This window comes from Brevundimonas sp. (assembly GCF_041648115.1).
Lineage (GTDB): Bacteria > Pseudomonadota > Alphaproteobacteria > Caulobacterales > Caulobacteraceae > Brevundimonas.
On the sequence record NZ_JBAZPR010000010.1, the window covers coordinates 89434 to 106959 of the forward strand.

At 67.1% G+C, this 17526-nt stretch carries 16 protein-coding genes and 1 tRNA gene; 9 read left to right on the plus strand and 8 right to left on the minus strand.

Annotation, left to right across the window (positions count from 1 at the left end; translation table 11 throughout):
• Positions 1–7: 7 nt before the first annotated feature.
• The 3 genes from WC597_RS10640 to WC597_RS10650 form a co-directional block, all read right to left on the minus strand.
• Positions 8–1213 (minus strand): acetyl-CoA C-acetyltransferase, encoded by a 1206-nt coding sequence (locus tag WC597_RS10640; protein ID WP_372693287.1) that lies wholly within the window; start codon positions 1211–1213, stop codon positions 8–10.
• A gap of 224 nt (positions 1214–1437) precedes the next feature.
• Complete coding sequence (locus tag WC597_RS10645) at positions 1438–1659, minus strand: hypothetical protein (RefSeq protein ID WP_372693288.1); 222 nt, start codon at positions 1657–1659, stop codon at positions 1438–1440.
• Between the two features lie 59 nt (positions 1660–1718).
• Complete coding sequence (locus WC597_RS10650; protein ID WP_372693289.1) at positions 1719–2969, minus strand: PQQ-dependent sugar dehydrogenase; 1251 nt, start codon at positions 2967–2969, stop codon at positions 1719–1721.
• A 177-nt stretch (positions 2970–3146) separates the two neighbouring features.
• Here WC597_RS10650 and WC597_RS10655 point away from each other — a divergent pair.
• Together WC597_RS10655 and WC597_RS10660 are read left to right on the plus strand one after the other, a co-directional pair.
• Positions 3147–3223 (plus strand) — tRNA-Met (locus tag WC597_RS10655).
• A 491-nt stretch (positions 3224–3714) separates the two neighbouring features.
• Positions 3715–4023 (plus strand): hypothetical protein, encoded by a 309-nt coding sequence (locus WC597_RS10660; RefSeq protein ID WP_372693290.1) that lies wholly within the window; start codon positions 3715–3717, stop codon positions 4021–4023.
• 20 nt (positions 4024–4043) lie between these two features.
• Here the strand turns inward: WC597_RS10660 and WC597_RS10665 are convergent, their stop codons facing one another.
• The gene (locus WC597_RS10665; protein WP_372693291.1) at positions 4044–4703 is read right to left on the minus strand and encodes a TlpA family protein disulfide reductase; all 660 of its coding nucleotides are present in this window, start codon (positions 4701–4703) and stop codon (positions 4044–4046) included.
• On the opposite strand from WC597_RS10665, the gene argH reads away from it, so the two are divergent.
• The 5 genes from argH to WC597_RS10690 all read left to right on the plus strand — a co-directional run bounded on the left by argH (position 4702) and on the right by WC597_RS10690 (position 9412).
• Positions 4702–6141: an argininosuccinate lyase gene (argH, locus tag WC597_RS10670; RefSeq protein ID WP_372693292.1), complete on the plus strand. Its 1440-nt coding sequence runs from the start codon at positions 4702–4704 to the stop codon at positions 6139–6141. The two genes, WC597_RS10665 and argH, sit on opposite strands and share 2 nt — an antisense overlap.
• Positions 6138–6368, plus strand: a complete 231-nt coding sequence (locus WC597_RS10675; RefSeq protein WP_159848353.1) for a hypothetical protein — start codon at positions 6138–6140, stop codon at positions 6366–6368. Before argH ends, WC597_RS10675 begins: the two co-directional genes overlap by 4 nt.
• 3 nt (positions 6369–6371) lie before the next feature.
• Positions 6372–7646 carry a diaminopimelate decarboxylase gene (gene lysA / locus WC597_RS10680; protein WP_372693293.1) on the plus strand — a complete coding sequence of 425 codons (1275 nt, stop codon included), beginning with the start codon at positions 6372–6374 and terminating at the stop codon, positions 7644–7646.
• Between the two features lie 49 nt (positions 7647–7695).
• Positions 7696–8352 (plus strand): hypothetical protein, encoded by a 657-nt coding sequence (locus WC597_RS10685; protein ID WP_372693294.1) that lies wholly within the window; start codon positions 7696–7698, stop codon positions 8350–8352.
• 79 nt (positions 8353–8431) lie between these two features.
• Positions 8432–9412, plus strand: coding sequence for a cation diffusion facilitator family transporter (locus WC597_RS10690; protein WP_372693295.1), 981 nt, complete (start codon positions 8432–8434; stop codon positions 9410–9412).
• Between the two features lie 4 nt (positions 9413–9416).
• Here the strand turns inward: WC597_RS10690 and WC597_RS10695 are convergent, their stop codons facing one another.
• Positions 9417–10274, minus strand: coding sequence for a glutamate racemase (locus WC597_RS10695; protein WP_372693296.1), 858 nt, complete (start codon positions 10272–10274; stop codon positions 9417–9419).
• A 130-nt stretch (positions 10275–10404) separates the two neighbouring features.
• Here WC597_RS10695 and WC597_RS10700 point away from each other — a divergent pair, with 130 nt between their 5' ends.
• Positions 10405–12603, plus strand: a complete 2199-nt coding sequence (locus WC597_RS10700) for a M3 family metallopeptidase (protein WP_372693297.1) — start codon at positions 10405–10407, stop codon at positions 12601–12603.
• Positions 12604–12701: 98 nt separating this feature from the next.
• On the opposite strand, the gene WC597_RS10705 is transcribed toward WC597_RS10700, so the two are convergent.
• Positions 12702–12989, minus strand: a complete 288-nt coding sequence (locus tag WC597_RS10705) for a UrcA family protein (protein ID WP_372693298.1) — start codon at positions 12987–12989, stop codon at positions 12702–12704.
• 231 nt (positions 12990–13220) lie between these two features.
• On the opposite strand from WC597_RS10705, the gene WC597_RS10710 reads away from it, so the two are divergent.
• On the plus strand, positions 13221–14186 hold the full coding sequence (locus WC597_RS10710; protein ID WP_372693299.1) for a magnesium and cobalt transport protein CorA: 966 nt from the start codon (positions 13221–13223) through the stop codon (positions 14184–14186).
• Positions 14187–14222: 36 nt separating this feature from the next.
• Here the strand turns inward: WC597_RS10710 and WC597_RS10715 are convergent, their stop codons facing one another.
• Positions 14223–14564 (minus strand): UrcA family protein, encoded by a 342-nt coding sequence (locus WC597_RS10715; protein WP_372693300.1) that lies wholly within the window; start codon positions 14562–14564, stop codon positions 14223–14225.
• Between the two features lie 138 nt (positions 14565–14702).
• Positions 14703–17402: a phosphoenolpyruvate carboxylase gene (ppc, locus tag WC597_RS10720; protein ID WP_372693301.1), complete on the minus strand. Its 2700-nt coding sequence runs from the start codon at positions 17400–17402 to the stop codon at positions 14703–14705.
• Positions 17403–17526: the final 124 nt, after the last annotated feature.

Consider the following 17526-nt stretch of genomic DNA (forward strand, 5'->3'; position numbering starts at 1 on the left):
GTGATCCTCAGACGCGTTCGATGACGGTGGCGGTGCCCATGCCGCCGCCGATGCACAGGGTGATCAGGGCGGTCGACTTGTTCGAGCGTTCCAGCTCGTCCAGGGCGATGCCGGTGATCATGGCGCCGGTGGCACCCAGGGGGTGGCCCATCGAGATGCCGCCGCCGTTCACATTCATCTTGGCGTGGTCGATGTTCAGGGCCTGCATGTAGCGCAGGACGACGGCGGCGAAGGCCTCGTTCAGCTCCCACACGTCGATGTCGTCGGGCGTCATGCCCAGCTTGCCCAGCAGTTTGCGGGTCACATATTCCGGGCCGGTCAGCATGATCGACGGCTCCGAGCCGATCGAGGCGCCGCCCAGGATCTTGGCGCGCGGCTTAAGGCCCAGGGCCTGGCCGGCTTCCAGCGAGCCGATCAGCACGCCGGCCGAACCGTCGACGATGCCGGACGAGTTGCCGGGGGTGTGGACGTGATTGACGCGCTCGACCTCGGGGTAGCGTTGGTTGATCACGCTGTCGAAGGCCAGTTCGCCCATCATGGCGAAGGAGGGGTTCAGGCCGCCAAGGGCCTGCATGTCCGTGTTCGGACGAATGGTCTCGTCGTGGTCCAGGATGGTCAGGCCCAGCTGGTCCTTGACCGCCAGGACCGAGTTCTTGAAGCGGCCCTCGGCCCAGGCCTTGGCGGCGCGCTTGTGGCTTTCGACCGAATAGGCGTCCACGTCGTCGCGGCTGAAGCCGTATTTGGTGGCGATCATGTCCGCCGACACGCCCTGCGGCACGAAATAGGTCGGGAAGGCCGACGACGGGTCGGTGGGCCAGGCGCCCATGTCCGAACCCATGGGCACCCGGCTCATGACCTCGACGCCGCCGCCGACGGCGAAATCGGCCTCGCCGGACTTCACCTTGGCTGTGGCCATGTTCACGGCTTCCAGGCCCGAGGCGCAGAAGCGGTTGACCTGAACGCCCGCCGTATATTGCGACCAGCCGGCCGAAAGCACCGCCGTACGGGCGATGTCGGCGCCGAGTTCGCCCACAGGGGTGACGCAGCCCAGGATGACGTCGTCGACCTTGGACGTGTCCAGATCATTGCGGTCGCGCAGAGCCTCCAGAACCTGGGTCGCCAGGCTGAGGCCGGTGATCTCGTGCAGCGAGCCGTCCTTCTTGCCCTTGCCGCGCGGCGTGCGGACGGCGTCGTAGATGTAGGCGTCAGCCATGGGAGTGCGTCTCCAGTTTGGTCCCCTACGCTCGCCGCACGGCGGCTCGCGATTTTAGGGGAAGGACGGATCTAAGCGTGCCCGCCAAGAACCCTACGTTTACGTCAACGTCAAGTAATAAGCCGCGTGATGCCGCGCCATGGGGCCGGTGTTTTTCCGGTTAAGATGAGTGTCGACGCCGCTAGCGAGCGGACCGGCGCGACGCTCGGCCCGCTCATGTTCATTCAGCGCGGCGGAATACGGGTCGCGCCGCCGGTTATCTTGCAGGCGTATTCCGTCTGGGGCCGGCCAGTCTGCAGGCCGGTCGGCGTCAGGATGCCCTGGCTGCGGGTGCATTCAGCCTCCAGCGCGTCCATGTCCTTCTGATAGCTGCTGACGCCGCCCATCGTGCTGCAGGCCGCCAGCAAAGGCAGGCTGATCACGGCGGAGAGAATGAGGATACGCATGGCTCGGTGCTCCCTGGAGCGTCGATGCGCTCCCTCATTAGCCCCCCGGCGTCCGCAGGTTACTGCGTCGTCGCCAGCCTGACCAGCTTGCCGTTCTCCTCGTCGGTGATGGCCCAAACCGCGCCGTCGGCGCCGACCGCCACGTCGCGGATGCGTTCGCCCAGGTCGGTCAGCAGTCGTTCCTCGCCAACCACGCGGTCGTTCTGGATCACCAGACGGGCGATGTGCTTCTCCTTCAGGCCCGCGACCAGCAGGTTTCCGTCCCAGCCGGGGAACATGGCGCCCTGATAGAAGGTCGCGCCGCCCGGCGCGATCACCGGATCCCAGTAATAGACGGGCTGTTCAGTGCCCGGCGCATGGGTCGCGCCGGTGTTGATCTGACCGCCGGCGTATTCGACGCCGTAAGCCGCGTCGGGCCAGCCGTAGTTCAGGGCCGGCTTGTCGATATTGACCTCGTCGCCGCCGCGCGTGCCGTGTTCGATGGTCCAGACCGCGCCCGTGCCGGGCTGGACGGCGATCCCCTGGACGTTGCGATGGCCCAGGCTCCAGATCTCGGGCAGGGCGCCGGCGCGGCCGACGAAGGGGTTATCCTGCGGGACCGTGCCGTCGGCGTTGATGCGGATGGTCTTGCCCATGTGCGAGCCCAGATCCTGGGCCTGGGGCCGCATCGGTTTGTCGGAGCGTTCGCCCAGGGTGATGAACAGCTTGCCGTCGGATGCGAAGGCCAGGGACGAGCCGAAATGCTTGTCGCCGTCATAGATGGGCAGGGCGCGGAAAATGACCTGGACGTTTTCCACCCGCGATCCGTCGTCCGACAGGCGCGCGCGGGCGACGGAGGTGGCGTTGCCGCCCCCGTTTCCTGTGTCTGGGCGAGGCTCGGAATAGCTCCAGTAGATCATGCGATCCTGGGCGAAGCCGGGGCTGACGATCACGTCCAGCAGGCCGCCCTGACCGCGGGCGTCAACGGTGGGCAAACCCGCGACCGGCTCGCTGATCTGGCCCTGGGCGGTGATGATGCGCAGGCGACCGGGCTTTTCCGTAACCAGCCAGCGGCCGTCAGGCAGGGCGGCAAGGCCCCAGGGATGAACCAGGCCGGAGGCGACGACCGTATGGCGCATCGCCTGTTCGGTCTTCACGCTCGGCGCGCGCGTCTGGCCGGCGAAGGCCGGTTGCTGATCGGGGTTGTTGGCCGGCTGGGTCTCCAGCGGCGCGCCGGCCTGGGGCGGGACTTTCGTGCTTTCGCCGTTCGCGCCACAGGCGGCGGCGAGAACGAGCAGGGACGTCGAGGCGGCTGCGACGATCAGGCGCATGGAGACTCCGGTCAGAAGGTTCGTTCTGGAACGACGACGCCAGCGTTACCGTTCCGACCCTGCGTCGTCTTGCGCCCTATCGCCGCACGATCTGCGCAGAGACGACTTGAACCCCGCGCCCGACGGCGATATAGGCACGCCTCTTTCGCGCTGGCCTTCGGCCTCGCCTAGGCCCGGGACTGGGTAGCTCAGATGGTTAGAGCGGTGGATTCATAACCCACAGGTCGGCGGTTCGATCCCGCCTCCAGTCACCACCCCTTGAAAGCGGGCATCGCCAGCGGGGCCTAGAGGGGACCAGCAGGGATGCCGACGATCCCTCGGTCATTCTGAATACGGCTGCCGCCGGCGAGTTCTTCCGCCTGTTTTCGCTTGGCTTCAGCGAGAGCGGCATATTGTTCGGGCGTGTAGCAAATCCTTTGCTCCAGCCTGCGTCCCGTTGGGGCGCGTTGCTCGCAGATACGACGTGCGCGGGACGGCGCCGGCTGCTGTTCCGTTGCGCCGACCTGGGGTGAAGGCGCTGCCGTAGCAGGTGATGTTTGAGCTGACGCCTGCGCTGCAAGTGCGGCTGCTAAAATGAGAGGCGTTGAAAACATGGCTATCTCCCTGATCAGGAAGGCTCTCACGTCTGGGTCTGCTTGGCAATCCACCTCCGAGTGCGGGCGCGATCTCGTGGGCTTGCCGGTTGCAACCTGCACCGTTGTGTTGCGTTGTCTGTCGAGACCTTAACCTTGACTGGAGATCCGCCATGACGATCCGAACCAAAGTCCTGATGGCGGCCGTCGCCGCCTTGACCCTGGGCACCGCCGCCTGCACCCAGGCCGAGCAGAACAAGACCGAGGCCCATGCCGAGGCCGCCGCAGACAAGACCGCCAATGTCGCGTCTCAGGCCGGCGAAGTGATCGAGGGCGGGGCGATGAAGGCGGCCCAGGCCGTCGAGAGCGGCGCCGGCAAGGTCGCTGACAAGCTGGAAGGCGAACAGGCCCATGCCGCCGCCGAGGGCAAGCCAGGCGCGATCAATCCCGCCACGGACGAACGCGTGCCGGCAAAGAACTAAATCCGATCAGGCGGGAGGGGTCACTCCGACTTGGGTTCTTCCGCCAGCACCGCATCGATCAGGGCGCGGGCCTGCTGGCTGGACCAGTCCGCCTCGCCCGCCATCGTGGCGCGGATGCGGCCCTGGCGATCCAGGATGATCGTTTGCGGCATGGCGCCCTTGCCGGGAAACTCGAACGGCAGCTGGAAGCGGATGTCGCTGTAGAAAGGCAGGGGGACGTGGTCGTCGAGGAATCGTCTTGCCTCGGCTGCGGCTTCCGGCGTCGCGTCGACGTTGATCGGCAGGACCACCAGATCCTCGTTCGCCTCATAGGCCTTGGCCAGAGCCTGAAGCGTCGGCATCTCCGCCTTGCACGGCGCGCACCACATGGCCCACAGGTTCACGACCACCACCTTGCCTTCGAAGGCCGAGAAGCGGACGGCCGTGCCGGTTCGGTCGCGGAAGGCGTATTCGGGCGCCGTCTTGGTCTCAATTGGGGTCGAAAGCGCCGCCAGAGGACCGACGGCGAAGCGCGCAAGGTCGCTTTTTGGCGTTGCGGCGGCGGTTGCGGCCTGTTCGACTTGCGCCTTCTGGCGATGATTGGCGTATAGCGACATCGCCATACCGCCGGCGCCGGCGATGGTGCTGACGACCACGACCGCGCCCACGACCGCCCAGACCGCCTTCCTAGAGCCGCTCATGACTGAATCCACCTCTTCCGACGCCAAGCCATCCGGCGGTTCGACTGCGCCGGTGAAGCCCGCGGGTCAAGACATGTGGGGCGGACGCTTTTCGTCGCGCCCGGCCGAAATCATGCAGGCGATCAACGTCTCCATCGGCGTGGATCAGCGTCTGTGGCGCCAGGATCTGGCGGGGTCGCGCGCCCACTGCCGGATGCTGGCCAAGCAGGGCATCATCCAGCAGGCCGACGCCGTGGCCATCCTGGGCGGGCTGGACGCCATCGAATCCGAGATCGAGGCCGGGACCTTCCCGTTCCGCGACCAGTTCGAGGACATCCACATGAATGTGGAGGCGCGCCTCAACGAACTGATCGGCGAGCCGTCCGGCCGTCTGCACACGGCGCGCAGCCGCAACGATCAGGTCGCCGTCGATTTCCGTCTGTGGGTGCGCGACGCCTGCGACCGCTCGGTCGCCCAGTTGAAGGCGTTGCAGGCCGCCCTGCTGGCGCGCGCCGAACAGCATGCGGGCGACCTGATGCCCGGTTTCACCCATCTGCAGACCGCCCAGCCCGTGACCTTGGGTCATCACCTGATGGCCTATGTCGAGATGTTCGGCCGTGACGCCGGTCGTTTCGCCGACGCGCGCGTCAGGATGAACGAAAGCCCGCTGGGCGCCGCCGCGCTCGCTGGTTCGCCCTTCCCCATCGATCGTCAGATGACGGCGGCGGAACTGGGCTTCGACCGGCCGATGGCGAACTCGCTGGACGCCGTGTCTGACCGTGACTTTGCTTTGGAGAGCCTGGCCGCGGCCTCGATCACGGCGGGGCATCTGTCGCGTCTGGCCGAGGAGATCGTGATTTGGATGACGCCGATGTTCGGCTTCGCCTCCTTGCCCGACGACCTGACGACCGGCTCGTCGATCATGCCGCAGAAGCGCAATCCTGACGCCGCCGAACTGGTGCGGGCCAAGACGGGCCGGATCATGGGCTCGCTGGTCGCCCTGTCCACGGTGATGAAGGGCCTGCCGCTGGCCTATTCCAAGGACATGCAGGAGGACAAGCCGCCGGTGTTCGAGGCCTTCGACGCCCTGGACCTGGCCCTTGTCGCCATGACGGCGATGGTCTCGGCGCTGCTGCCCAATACCGAGCGTATGGCCCAGGCAGCGGGCGCGGGCTTCTCGACCGCGACGGACCTGGCCGACTGGCTGGTGCGCGAGCTGAACCTGCCGTTCCGCAAGGCGCACCATGTGACGGGCGCGGCGGTCAAACAGGCGGAAGCGCTAGGCGTGGACCTGTCGCAACTGCCGCTGGAAGAAATGCAGAAATTGGAGCCGGGCATTACCGAAGCGGTTTACAAGGTGCTGACCGCCGAGGCTTCGTGCCAGAGCCGCCAAAGCTACGGGGGAACCGCGCCGGAACAGGTCCGTGCGCGTATCGCCGACTGGAGAAGCCGCCTGTGAAAAAGACACTGATCCTCGCGGGCGCGCTCGCCCTTCTGACCTCGGCTTGCGGCCGCATGGCCGATCTGGAATCGCCGGTGCGCCAGACCGAACGTGCGCCGCGCGACAGCCGCGCCCCTCACCTGCCCGAGCCGGCGACGATCAACCGTCCGTCCAGCAGCGTGCCTATCGATGGCGGTCCTTCCAATCCGATCGGCGCCGGCGCCGCCCAGAACGACCCGCGGTAACCGTTGCACCATTTCGACCTGAAGGACGGCGCCCTGTATGCCGAGGGCGTGCCGCTGGAGCTGATCGCGGACGAGGTCGGCACGCCGGCCTATGTCTATTCGACCGCGACGCTGAAGCGGCACTACGGCCTGTTGCGCGCCGCCGCCGATGCGCATCGCGACGCCCTGGGCGAGGCCCTGATCGCCTTTGCGGTCAAGGCCAACTCCAACCTGTCGGTGCTGGCGACCCTGGCGAAACTGGGGTCCGGCGCCGACACCGTGTCCGAGGGCGAAATCCGCCGCGCGCTGGCGGCGGGCGTGCCGGCCGACCGGATCATCTTCTCCGGCGTCGGCAAGACCGACGTGGAAATGGCCTTCGCCATCAGCGTCGGCGTGCGCCAGATCAATGTCGAATCCGGCGCCGAGCTGGACCGGTTGATCGCCATCGCCGCCATGATGGATACGTCGCCCGCCATCGCCATCCGGGTCAATCCGAACGTGGGCGCCGGCGGCCATGCCAAGATCACCACGGGCGGCAAGGGCGACAAGTTCGGCGTGCCGGTCGTGGAGGCGATGGACCTGTACGCCCGCGCCTCGGCCTCGCCCCACGTCACGCCGGTGGGGCTGGCCTGCCATATCGGCAGCCAGATCACCGACCTGGCCCCGCTGGAGGCCGCCTTCAAGGTGCTGGCGCAGATGACGCGGGACCTGCGGGCCCAGGGTCATGCCGTGACGCGGCTGGATCTGGGCGGCGGGCTGGGCGTGCCCTATTCCGGCGGGACCGAACCGCCGTCGCCGGCCGAATATGTCGCCATGGCGGCGCGGGTTCTGAACGGGCTGGACGTCGAGGCGGCGTTCGAGCCGGGGCGGCTTCTGGCCGCCAACGCCGGGGTGCTGCTCAGCCAGGTGATCCAGGTCAACGAGCGGTCGGACGGGCGGCGCTTCCTGGTGCTGGACGCGGCGATGAACGACCTGATGCGGCCGGCGCTCTACGACGCCTTCCACGACATCCAAGCGGTCAATCCGCGCAGCGGCAAGCGCCTGCCCCACGATGTGGTCGGGCCGGTGTGCGAGACGGGCGACACCTTCGCGCGTGACCGCGAACTACCGCCGCTGGAGGCCGAGGACCTGATCGTCTTCACCGGGGCAGGGGCTTACGGCGCGGTGATGGCCAGCGAATACAACAGCCGGCCCCTGGTCCCCGAGGTGCTGGTGGATGGCGACCAATGGGCCGTGATCCGCCCGCGCCCGACCTATGAGGAAATGCTGGACCGTGAGCCGTTCGCCGACTGGCTGTGACCACGAATTCTTCTCGACCGTTATAAAGTAACACGCTATAGGGCTGGTCATGTCCCCCGGTCCCGAACAGTCCGTCATGCTTTCCCTGCTGGGGGGCGGCTTCGTTGCGGCCTTCCTGCATGCGGCCCTGCCGACCCACTGGCTGCCCTTCACGCTGGTCGGGCGGGCGCAAGGCTGGCGACCGTCGCAGATCCTGATGGCGGTGACGGCGGCGGGCCTGGCCCATATCGCCACGACGGCGGTGGTGGGCGGTCTGATCGTGGCGGCGGGCCTGGTGCTGGATCAGTGGATTGGAGGCGTGCTGCCGCATCTGGCGGCGGTGCTGCTGTTCCTGTTCGGCGCCTTCTACCTGGCGCGCGCGACCTTGAAACGGCCCGCGATGGCGGGCGGTCCGGCCGTCGAGACGCCGGAGCCGGCGGTGTCGGACAAGGCGGCCTTCGTCGGTCTTGTCGTGATGATGGCGGTGTCGCCGGGCGAGGTTCTGCTGCCCATCTATCTGTCCTCGGCCTCGGCGGGTCTCGGCGCCCTGGCGATGCTGACGGTGGTGTTCGCACTCGGGACTGTCGCGGGCATGGCGACCTTCACGGCCCTGGCCAGCGCCGGCGCCTCGATCCTGCGGCTGGAACGGTGGGCGAGATACGAGGGGGCGGTGCTGGGCGTGGCCCTGATCGTGCTGGGCCTCGTCGTCGCCATGCATCAGCACTAAGGCTGACATTACATAATAACATTCAACACGTTATCATATATCGGCTTGGCTGTTTCGCCAAAAGGCGCATAGGCGAACCATGAACGCCGCGCACGATCACGCAGATCACGACCATGACCACGATCACGCCGATCACGGGCATAGTCACGGCCATCACGGACACAGCCACGGGCATGGCGGCCACAACCACGGCCCCGTGGATACCGGCGACTGGCGCTACGCCGTCGGTCTGGTCGTCAATCTGCTCTTTGTAGCGTGCGAGTTCGGCGCGGGCCTGATCGCGGATTCCACGGCGTTGCTGGCCGACGCCGGTCATAATCTGTCGGACGTGCTGGGCCTGGCGATGGCGGGTGGCGCGGCCTGGCTGGCGCGACGCGGGGCGCATGGGGCGGCGGGCGGGCGGCGGACCTATGGGTTCGGCAAGGCGACGGTTCTGGCGGCCTTGGGCAACGCCCTGCTGCTGATCTTCGCCTGCGGGGCCATCGCCTTCGAGGCCGTGCGGCGCTTCAACGAGCCGGCGCCGGTCGGGTCCGGCGTCATCATGGCGGTGGCGGGCATCGGCTTCGTCATCAACCTGGGCACGGCGCTGCTGTTCATGAAGTCACAGCACGACCTGAATGCGCGCGGCGCCTATCTGCACATGATGGCCGACGCCGGGGTATCGCTGGGCGTGGTGCTGGCTGGCGGGTTGATCATGATGACCGGCTGGTCGGTGGTCGATCCGCTGGTCAGCCTGGCGATCGTGGTCGTGATCCTGTGGTCGACCTGGGGCCTGCTGAAGGATTCGGTCAACCTGGCCATGGACGGCGCGCCGACGGGTGTGGACGTGCCGGCGCTGGAAAAGGCGCTGGTCGCCTTGCCGGGCGTGCGGGCGGTGCATGATCTGCACGTCTGGGGCCTGTCCACGACCGAGACGGCCCTGACCGCGCACCTGGTTCACGACCGCGAGGATGCGGCGGCCCTGATCGGCGAGGCCCAGGCCGTGGCGAAACGCTACGCCATCGGCCACACGACCTTGCAGATGGAGAACGAGCCGTTGCCGGATTGTCCGGGCTGCTGACCCTCTACGCCTGGGCGAAGGCCAGGGGCGCGCCCCAGAACTGGGACACCATCTCCGACTGCGGACCGGCCTGGCCGGTGGTCAGGAAGTCGCGGCGGCCGCTGTCGCCCAGATCGTATTCGGGATGCGCCTTGAAATAGCGCTCCAGCGCGTCGGCGACGGCCTTGGGCTGTTCGATCAGCGCCGTTCCCGCCGGCAGGGCCTGGGCGAACAGTTCGGCGACGATCTCATAGTGGGTGCAGCCCAGGATGGCCTTGTCCGGGTGACGGCCGATGCGGCGGCGCAGGGCGTCGACGTGGTCGTCGATGACGACCTTCAACTCCTCCGGCGGCGCGCCCAGCTCGATCAGGCCTGCCAGGCCGGGGCAGGGCTCGGAAAAGACGGCGATGTCCTCGCGCCGCTTGTCGATCTCGATCTCATAGACGCGGCTGATGGCCGTGGCGGCGGTGCAGAAAACGCCTGTGATGTCGATGGAGGCGACCTTCTCGCCCTCCTGCGGCCGCTCGGCCTCGAAGCTCCAGGGCTTTCCGGTCGCGGCCTCGATTGTCGGCACGATGATGCCCAGGATGTTGACCGGGCGGCCCAGCCGTTCGCGCAGACCCGGCAGCCAGGTCTGTTGCAGGCGGCGAAGAGCGATGGCGCTGGCGGTGTTGCAGGCCAGGACCACGACGGAGGCGCCGGCGTCGAACAGGCGCTCGCAGCCCGCCCTGGTCAGTTCGACGATGTCCTCGCCGCCGCGTCCGCCATAGGGGGCGTGGGCCTGGTCGGCCAGATAGACGAAGTCCCGTTGTGGAAACCGCCGGGTCAGTTCGCGGTGGACGGTCAGGCCGCCCACGCCGGAGTCGAAAACGCCAATAGCCATGGGCGCGCTTTAGAGCAGTGCGACGACGTATCCAACCGGCTTGGCGACAAGATTATGCCTGCATCAGGTGACGGGGCCGGTCAGTGCGCCTAAGTGTGTGGGCAATCATGATCTTCTTTCGGAGCATTCCATGCATAGACGCCAGCTTCTCATCGCGGGCGGCAGCCTGATGGCCCTGTCCGCCTGCGCCTCGACCGGCGCCGCCTCGGGCGGTTCCGCCGCCGCGCCGTCGGCCGCCAGCCTGGCCGAAGAGGCGCGCATCGCCCGCGCCGTCCTGCCGACCCAGACGCCGCGCGCCGAGCTGCTGCAGGTCTGGACCGGCCCCTATGACGGCGTGCCGCCGTTCGACAAGGTGACCCCGGCCAAGCTGCGCGCCGCCATGCTGGAGGCGATGGAACTGGCCCGTGCCGACGTCGCCGCCGTGGCGAACAATCCCGAGCCCCCGACGTTCGCCAACACCATGGCCGCCCAGGAATTGTGGGGCCAGCCTCTGGACCGCGCCTACAACATCTACAGCGTCATGACCGGCAACATCGGCGGAGAGGCCTATGACGCTCTGGACACCGAATTATCGCCCCAGCTGTCGGCCTTCTTCGACGAGATCAACTTCAACGACCAGCTGTTCCAGCGGGTCAAGACCGTGGCGGACAATGCAGACGCCATGGGCCTGAGCGCCCAGCAGAAGCGTCTGGCCGAGCGTCGCCGCGACGAGTTCATCCGCTCGGGCGCCAATCTGGACGCTGCCGGCAAGGCCGAGCTGGGCCGGATCAACACCGCCCTGTCCAACGCCTTCACCCGCTTCGGCCAGAAGGTCGTCGCCGACGAGAACGCCTGGACGCTGATCCCCAACGAAGCCGGTCTGGCGGGCCTGCCGGCCTCCAACAAGGCCGCCGCGGCCGGCGCGGCGCGCAGCCGCAACCTGCAGGGCTGGGCCATCCTGAACACGCGTTCGGCGGTCGATCCCTTCCTGACCTTCGCCGACGATCGGGGTCTGCGCGAGCAGGTCTGGAAGAAGTTCGTCAATCGCGGCGACAACGGCGACGCCAACGACACCAACGCGACCATTGCCGAGATCGTCAAGCTGCGCGACCAGCGCGCCAAGCTGCTGGGCTATCGCAACCATGCCGAACTGCGCATGCAGGACACCATGGCCAAGACGCCTGCGGCCGCTCAGGCCCTGATGGACCGCGTCTGGGCGCCGGCCAAGGCCCGCGTCGCCGAAGAGGTCGCCGACATGAAGGCGATCGCCGGCTCTGCCCTTGAAGGGGGGGACATCGAGCCGTGGGACTACCTCTACTTCGCCGAGAAGGTCCGCAAGGCCAAGTACGACCTGGATCAGAACGAGCTGAAGCCCTACTTCGAACTGAACGCCGTTCGCGCCGGCTCCTTCGCCATGGCCGAGCGCCTGTACGGCTTCACCTTCAAGAAGCTGCCCAAGGGAACGGTCCCGACCTTCGAGCCGGACGTCGAGGTCTATGAGGTCCATGACAAGACCAAGGGCCGTCAGATCGGCCTCTACTACACCGACGACTACGCCCGTCCGGGCAAGCGTTCGGGCGCCTGGATGACCACCTATCGGTCGTTCTCGACGCTGGACGGATCCAAGATCATCCTGGGTTCGAACAACAACAACTTCACCAAGCCGGAGCCGGGCGAGCCCGTCCTGATCTCGCTGGACGACGCCGAGACCCTGTTCCACGAGTTCGGCCACACCCTGCACTACTTCTCGTCGAACGTGACCTATCCGTCGTATGGCAACACGCCGCGCGACTTCGTGGAATATCCGTCGCAGGTTCACGAGCACTGGGTGCTGAGCCGTCCCATCCTGGACGGCTATCTGAAGCATTATCAGACGGGTGCGGCCATGCCGCAGGCGCTGGTCAACAAGATCGAGGCCGCCGCCACCTTCAATCAGGGCTATGCGACGGTCAGCTATCTGTCCTCGGCCATCGTCGACATGGACCTGCACACCCAAGCTGTGCCGCCGACCGACATCGATGCGTTCGAAAAGGCCAGCCTGGCGCGGATCGGCATGCCCAAGGAGATCGTGATGCGGCACCGCCTGCCGCAGTTCAATCACCTGTTCACGTCGGACGGTTACTCGGCGGGCTACTACAGCTACCTGTGGTCCGAGACGATGGACGCCGACACCTGGGCCTATTTCGAAGAGTCGGGCGACGTCTTCAACCCGGACATCGCCGGTCGCTTCAAGTCGATCATGCTGGCGCCGGGCAACACCACCGACCGCGCGGAAGCCTACCGCGCCTTCCGCGGTCGCGACCCGGACGTGGCGGCACTGCTGAAGGTCCGGGGCTTCCCTGTATCTTAAGGGCCTACCGCCCTTCGGGCTACTTGAGGCCCGGAAAGCGGCTTTGGCTTTATGAAATGGGACGCCGCCGGACGATCGGTCCGGCGGCGTCCTGCGTTTCAGGCCTCAAAGGCGACGCGACCGCGCGCGTAGTCGGTGCGGGCGCGTTCGGGCAGGAGGGACAGGGCTTCCTCCCGCACGCCGTTACGGCAGGCGGGTCGTTCCACGTTGCGGACGCTGCGGCAGAAGCGGTCGGAGGCTTGGCGGACGCGGGCGTCGAACGCTGTCGCGCCGGCGCGGCTCGACAGGTCGAGGTCGCCGTAGGAGATGCGGGCTTCGATCGGGGCGGCGTAGGCGGCGCCTGCGGCAAGGAAGGCGGCGGTCGTCAGAGAGGCAATCCTGAGCATGATCCTGGTTCCATTTTTCCTGCCCCTTGTCGTCCGGGGCAGGGAACGGTGACGCTGGATCGGATCGAAACGGCGAAGCTTCCGAGGCGGAAAGGCGGCGCTTCTATAATTCGACGTCATGACATTTCGGTCAGGTTCGACGCCAGGATGAACGCACGCGCACGTCAGGTGCTTCAACTGCGGCCATTGAGTCTCTAAGTCAGGGGCGGGCATCGGCCTGCTGGAGATTTCATGAGCGTCGTCGCCTCCTACGTCTATCGCGACGGTCAGCGCGTGCGCGAGGCGCCTCTGACGCCTGAAGGGCTGGCGCTCGAACCGGGCGAGTTCGTCTGGATCGGCCTTTATGATCCGACGGACGCCGAGATCGATATCCTGGTGAAGCGGTTCAAACTGCATCCCCTGGCGGTCGAGGACGCGCTGGTCGCCCACCAGATGCCCAAGGTCGAGGTCTATGGCCATGAGCTGTTCGTCGTGGCGCGAACGGCCACGAAGGTCGATGACCGGATCGCCTATGGCGAAACCCACGTCTTCGTCGGCGACGACCATGTCGTCAGCATCCGCCACGGCTCGGCGCGGGCGCACAATCTCCTGCGGGCGCAGTTGGAGGCGTCGCCGGTACAGCTCAACAAGGGACCGGATTTCGTCCTGCACGGTATTCTGGACTTCATCGTCGACGCCTATTCCCCCATCGTGGACGATGCAGAGGACAGCGTGCTGGAGATGGAGCAGCGGACGCTCGACGCCTTCCTGTCGCGGGTCGAGATCCGGCGCCTGTTCACCCTGCGCCGTGAGTTGCTGAAGTTCCGGCGCATTCTCGGGCCGATGGAGGAAGTTCTGGGGCGTCTTCAGTCGCTGGATCTGCCCTGTATCGACCCTGATGTAAGGCACTATTTCAGGGACGTGAGCGACCATGTGCGGCGGGTGAACAGCCGGCTGGGCGGGCTGAACGACATCCTGTCGTCGGTGTTCGAAGTGGCCAATCTGCTGGAGCAGCAACGCCAGGGGCTGATCACCAGGAAACTGGCCGCCTGGGCCGCCATCCTGGCCGTGCCCACAGCCATCGCCGGCATCTACGGCATGAACTTCGAGAACATGCCCGAACTGCGCTGGGACTACGGATACTATGCGGTTTTGGGCGTCATTACAGCCATCTGCGCGGCCTTGTACGTGACGTTCAAACGCACGAAGTGGCTGTAGGCGGCGAGGGACGCCGGCGCCCCTCGCCGTCATGCTTCAGCTGAGCACGAACAGATCGACGACCTGGGCGATCTGACGGCCGGTGCGCGGCGAACGCGCATAGTCGGTCTGACGCGCGCGCGGCAGTTCGCGCAGGGCTTCCTCGCGGACTATGGTGAGGCAGCGGCGTTGATCGACGGCCAGACGGCCAGTGCGACGCATGTCGCGGCACAAGCGAACGCCGGCCTCGTCGACGCGCGTGTCGAAGGCGGCGGCGCCGGCGGCCGTGGACAGGTCCAGGTCGCCATAACGGATGTGGGCGTCCTGAGCCGTGGCCGGGGCGACGACGGCGGCGGACAGAACGGCGGCGGCGAAGAGGACGGGGGAGAGAACCTTCATCACTTAGCTCCTGAGGCGAAAAATTATCGCTCGAAGTGGCGACGAGGGCGCAATAGTCTTGTCGTGCGACAGGATGATGAGGGTTCAGCCGCCGATCCGCGACAATGGGATTAAATCGTCGTCACGGTCGCGGCGCCGTCACCCGCTGTTCCTCAGCCCCGCCGCCACGCCGTTGATGGCCAGAAGGATGCCCTCGCGGACGCGGGGATCGTCGTCGCCGGCGCGGCGGCGGCGGATCAGCTCGATCTGGACGTGGTTCAGCGGCTCGACATAGGGCATGCGCAGGCGGATCAGCCGGTCCAGCTCGGGCTGGCCGCCCAGCAGCCTGTCGTGGCCGGTGATGGCCAGGATGGCGTCGTGGGTGCGCTGCCACTCCTCGCGGACCTCGCCATAGATGCGGGCCGCCAGAGAGGCGTCGGGGACCAGGGTGGCGTAGCGGCGGGCGATGGTCATGTCGGATTTGGCCATGACCATCTCCATGTTCTGGACCAGGGTCTTGAAGAAGGGCCAGGCCTCGGCCATCGCTTTCAGCTCGTCCATGTCCTGGCCCTGGACGGCCGATCCGAAGCCGAACCAGCCGGGCAGCATGACCCGGCTCTGCGACCAGCTGAACACCCAGGGAATGGCGCGCAGATCCTCGATCCGGGTGGAGGCCGTCCGCGACGACGGACGAGAGCCGATCTTCAGGTCGGCGATCTCGGCGATGGGGGTGGCGGCGCGGTAGTAGTCGACGAAGCCGTCGGTCTCATAGACCAGCTGGCGATAGGCGGCCATGGAGCGAGCCGACAGGTCCGAAAGGGTGGCGCCGTGTTCGGCGGTGAAGGCGTGATCCGTCCCCTTGCCCAGCGAGGCCAGCATGGCGCCGCAGGTCAGGGCGTCGAGATTGCGAAGCGCGATCTCGGGCTCGCCGTATTTGTTGGCGATGACCTCGCCCTGTTCGGTGGTGCGGATGCGGCCCTGAACCGTGCCTTCGGGCTGGGCCAGGACGCCGGCGAAGGACGAGCCGCCGCCGCGCCCGACCGTGCCGCCGCGCCCGTGGAACAGTTGCAGCTTCAGGCCATGCGTCTGCGTCACCTCGACCAGGGCGCGCGAGGCCTCATGCAACTCCCATCCCGAGGTCAGGTAGGAGCCGTCCTTGTTCGAATCTGAATAGCCGATCATCACCTCCTGCACCCCGCGCGCCTTGGCGACGGCGAGGGCGGACGGTTCCTGAAGCAGCCGCTCCAGCGTCGGACGCGCAGCGCGCAGATCCTCGATGGTCTCGAACAGGGGGGCGGCCTGAATCGGGCAGGCGGCGGGGTCTTCGGGGCTATAGAGACCGACCTCCTTGAGCAGCAGATAGACTTCCAGCAGGTCCGAGGCTGCGTCAGTCTTGGACACGATATGGGTGCGGATGGCCTGGGGTCCGAAGGCGGAGAGGGAGGTCGCAGCCGCCTGAAGGATGGCGCGCTCTTTAAGGGTCTCGGGTTCGTATTCGGCGTAGGGGCTGAACAGCAGGCGCGACGAGGCCAATTCCTCGGCCAGGACTTTCAACCGCCCTTCCTCGTCCAGCGCCAGATAGTCGGACTGGACGCCGGCGACCTTGAGCAGGTCCGCGACGACACGTTCATGGACGTCGGCGTTCTGGCGCATGTCCAGGGTCGCCATGTGGAAGCCGAACACCTCGACCGCCGTGATCAGGTCGCTGAGCCGGTCGTCGGCGAAGACGCCGCCGTGGTGCGAGACCAGGCTGTCGTGCAGGGTCTTCAGGTCGGCCTCGAAGGCGTCGGGACCGGGATAGGGCTGGGCCTCGACGGCGGGACGGCGCGGCGCAGGGGCGTCGCCCAGCTTCTGGTGCGTGGCGGCGAGGCGGGCATAGACGCCGGTCAGGGCGCGGCGATACGGCTCGTCCGCGCGGTGGGGCGAGGGGTCGTGGGCGGCGTCGGCCAGGGCCTGAAGCTGGGGAGACACCTGGGCCAGTTCTGCCGCCAGGCTGAGTTCGGCGCCCAGGGCGTGGACCTCGTCCAGATAGAAGGTCAGCACCGCCCTTGCCTGGGTGCGGAAGGCGGCGGTCATGACCGTGGCGTCCACGTTCGGATTGCCGTCGCGATCGCCGCCGACCCAGGTGCCGACCCGCATGAAGGGCTTGAGGTCCGGTGCGTCCAGCAGCCGCCGCCAGGCCGACAGCTGCTTGGGGGCGACGTGCAGGAAGATGCGGTCGAGGAAGGAGACGACGGTGTCGATCTCGTCCTGCACCACCAGGCCCTGGGTGCGGACCAGACGCGTGGCCCACAGGATGACGATCTGGCGGCGCAGCGGCTCGTTCAGGGCGTCGAGCGTGCAGGCGTCGCCGGCCTTGTCGCAGGCGTCCAGCAGGTCGGTGATGGCGGCGATCCGGTCGATCACGCTCTTTCGGCGCACCTCGGACGGGTGGGCGGTCAGGACGGGCGAAATCAGGGACTGGTCCAGCAGGGCGCGCACGGCCTCAAAGTCCACGCCCTGATCGGCTAACCGCTTCAGCGCGCCTTCGGGCGTGTCGGGCCGGGCGCCGGCCTCGGCCTGGCTCTGGGCCCGCCTGCGGGTCGAGCGGTCCTCGGCGATATTGGCCAGCAGCGAGAACAGGGCGAACCCGTGCGCCAGCCCGGCCGCCTGATCCACCGACATGGCGGTCAGCAGCTTCTCCAGACGTTTTGCGGGATGGGAGGCCGGGTCGCGGTGATAGGCGATGGAGGCCTGGCGCACCGCCTCGACGTGATCGAACAGGGCCTGGCCGCCTTCGTCGCGGATGATGTCGCCCAGAAGACCACCCAGCAGTCGGACTTCGTCGCGCAGGGCGTCGTCGGCGGCGGGGCTCATCATGTGGCATATCCTTGGTCGGCACGGGGAGATCGGCATCTGGAAGTGCGAATGCGCCCGCGTCAACGCACGATCCGTGACAGCAGTGCGCAGAGATTTCTTGCAGAGATCATGGTGAACCCGCCGT

Excerpts from the sequence above, each read along its gene's own strand:
- WC597_RS10640 (WP_372693287.1), bottom strand. The coding sequence starts at position 1,213 with ATGGCTGACGCCTACATCTACGACGCCGTCCGCACGCCGCGCGGCAAG.
- WC597_RS10645 (WP_372693288.1), bottom strand. The coding sequence starts at position 1,659 with ATGCGTATCCTCATTCTCTCCGCCGTGATCAGCCTGCCTTTGCTGGCG.
- WC597_RS10650 (WP_372693289.1), bottom strand. The coding sequence starts at position 2,969 with ATGCGCCTGATCGTCGCAGCCGCCTCGACGTCCCTGCTCGTTCTCGCC.
- WC597_RS10660 (WP_372693290.1), top strand. The coding sequence starts at position 3,715 with ATGACGATCCGAACCAAAGTCCTGATGGCGGCCGTCGCCGCCTTGACC.
- argH (WP_372693292.1), top strand. The coding sequence starts at position 4,702 with ATGACTGAATCCACCTCTTCCGACGCCAAGCCATCCGGCGGTTCGACT.
- WC597_RS10665 (WP_372693291.1), bottom strand. The coding sequence starts at position 4,703 with ATGAGCGGCTCTAGGAAGGCGGTCTGGGCGGTCGTGGGCGCGGTCGTG.
- WC597_RS10685 (WP_372693294.1), top strand. The coding sequence starts at position 7,696 with ATGTCCCCCGGTCCCGAACAGTCCGTCATGCTTTCCCTGCTGGGGGGC.
- WC597_RS10690 (WP_372693295.1), top strand. The coding sequence starts at position 8,432 with ATGAACGCCGCGCACGATCACGCAGATCACGACCATGACCACGATCAC.
- WC597_RS10695 (WP_372693296.1), bottom strand. The coding sequence starts at position 10,274 with ATGGCTATTGGCGTTTTCGACTCCGGCGTGGGCGGCCTGACCGTCCAC.
- WC597_RS10700 (WP_372693297.1), top strand. The coding sequence starts at position 10,405 with ATGCATAGACGCCAGCTTCTCATCGCGGGCGGCAGCCTGATGGCCCTG.
- WC597_RS10705 (WP_372693298.1), bottom strand. The coding sequence starts at position 12,989 with ATGCTCAGGATTGCCTCTCTGACGACCGCCGCCTTCCTTGCCGCAGGC.
- WC597_RS10710 (WP_372693299.1), top strand. The coding sequence starts at position 13,221 with ATGAGCGTCGTCGCCTCCTACGTCTATCGCGACGGTCAGCGCGTGCGC.
- WC597_RS10715 (WP_372693300.1), bottom strand. The coding sequence starts at position 14,564 with ATGAAGGTTCTCTCCCCCGTCCTCTTCGCCGCCGCCGTTCTGTCCGCC.
- ppc (WP_372693301.1), bottom strand. The coding sequence starts at position 17,402 with ATGATGAGCCCCGCCGCCGACGACGCCCTGCGCGACGAAGTCCGACTG.